This is a genomic window from Dyella sp. 01N36, from assembly GCF_056399745.1.
In genome coordinates this window covers 1-1,616 of record NZ_JBFTRY010000355.1, presented here as the reverse complement: position 1 = coordinate 1,616, position 1,616 = coordinate 1, and the positions used below count along the sequence as shown (strand labels likewise).

Annotated in this window: 2 protein-coding genes and 1 pseudogene; 1 reads left to right on the top strand and 2 read right to left on the bottom strand. The window is 66.4% G+C overall.

Translation table 11 applies throughout. From position 1 onward, the window contains the following. A pseudogene (locus AC1DMG_RS22045) lies at positions 1-500 on the top strand (single-stranded-DNA-specific exonuclease RecJ); the annotation flags it as partial. Between the two features lie 16 nt (positions 501-516). Here AC1DMG_RS22045 and AC1DMG_RS22040 read toward each other — a convergent pair. Further along, positions 517-726 (bottom strand): hypothetical protein, encoded by a 210-nt coding sequence (locus AC1DMG_RS22040; RefSeq protein WP_477177507.1) that lies wholly within the window; start codon positions 724-726, stop codon positions 517-519. Between the two features lie 71 nt (positions 727-797). Beyond that, the coding region (locus tag AC1DMG_RS22035) for a helix-turn-helix transcriptional regulator (protein WP_477181143.1) at positions 798-1,616 on the bottom strand (819 nt) is incomplete at its 5' end.

Below are 1,616 nucleotides of genomic sequence, written 5' to 3'. Positions count from 1 at the left end.
GCGATGCGCTGGCGATGATCGACGCGCGCCACCCAGGCCTCATCGCGCGCTTCGGCGGTCATGCGATGGCCGCCGGACTGAGCCTGCGCACCGAGGACTATCCACGCTTCGCCGAGGCCTTCGACACGATTGCACGCGAGTGGCTGGACGACGATCAGCTGCAGGCCGTGCAGCACACCGACGGCGAATTGCCCGTTGGCGCGGCGACCCTGGAACTGGCGCGTCAGCTGCGCGCTGCGGGCCCCTGGGGTCAGGCATTTCCCGAGCCGGTATTCGACAACGTATTCGAATGCGCGAGCTGGCGCGTGATGGGCGAGCGGCATCTGCGGCTGAGCCTGCGCGATCCGCGCGATGGCTCGGTGCACGATGCGGTGATGTTCAATGCCTACGAGGGCACGCCACCGCCGGCGGTGTTGCGAGCTGCCTACGAGTTGGTCATCAATGACTGGCAGGGTCGCGAGAGCGCACGCTTGCTGTTGCGCTACCTCGAGCCCGTCTGAGCAAGCGTGCGATGCCTCAACGCAGATCGAGGTAACGCAAGAGTGCGTGGTTCGGGCTGGACGAAAGTGCATGGACCGGCGAGCTCGGTGCCGCCTTCCATGCATAGCGTATGCGTATCGCCAGCACGGCGGTGCGCATGGCCTTGATGTTGCGGCCCAGAAACCGGCACCACGGGTGCTCGAGCGCGGCCAGGTTATCTGCGGTGGGGACGGCCGATACGTGCATGGTAGGCACGCAGGCCCGGCGGGCTTTTCGGCTGGGGCGCTGCTTTTTCCGATTCGCACGACTGTGGACGTCTATACGTGCTGTGCCCGCAGGGCGTCACCGCGCCACTGGCTGGGCGTCTTGCCGGTGAGGCGCTTGAACACGGTGGTGAAGTGCGCCTGCGTGTGGAAGCCCACCTCCAGCGCCACATCCAGCATCGAGCGCGGCATCTCGGCGATCAGCTGCTTGGCGTGCTCCATGCGGCACAACAACAGGTAGTGATGCGGACGGAAACCGGTGGCTGCGCGGAACTGGGCGGCGAAGTGCATCGGTGACAAGCCCGCCGCAGCGGCCATGTCGTTTAGCGTGATGGATTCGGACAGGTGCGCCTTCACATAGTCGTCTACGCGCTGCAGGCGCCATTGCGGCAGCACGGTTTTCTTCACGGCGCAGGCCAGCGGTGCAGCGGCCGCGCGCAGATGGCGCAGGCGATCGACGATGAGCTCCAGCACCTGCGTGGCCAGCGCGTGCTCGCGGCTTTCGCCGTGCATTTCCAGCAGGGTGCGGGCCAGCTGTAGTAGCAAGGCATCTTGCGCCGGTCCCATCGAGAAGCAGGCGCGGCTGGCTTCATCGGCGGACCAGAACAGCTGCACGGGCAGTTCCACATACAGCGCACGGCAGTTGCCCGGGCATTGCACGCTGACCGATTCGCCGGGGCGGCTCACGTAGTAGGAGCCCGCATCGCAGGCGCGCTCCTGAAGGTCGTGGGCGTCGCTATGCAGTGACAGGTGGGCGTCGTCGAGCAACAGCAGCACCGCATAGGCGTCCTGTGGCGTCCTGGCCTCCCAATGGGTGGCGCCCGAACCCTGGTGGCTCCAGATGGAGGCCTTTGCCTGCGTCATGCGTGGGTC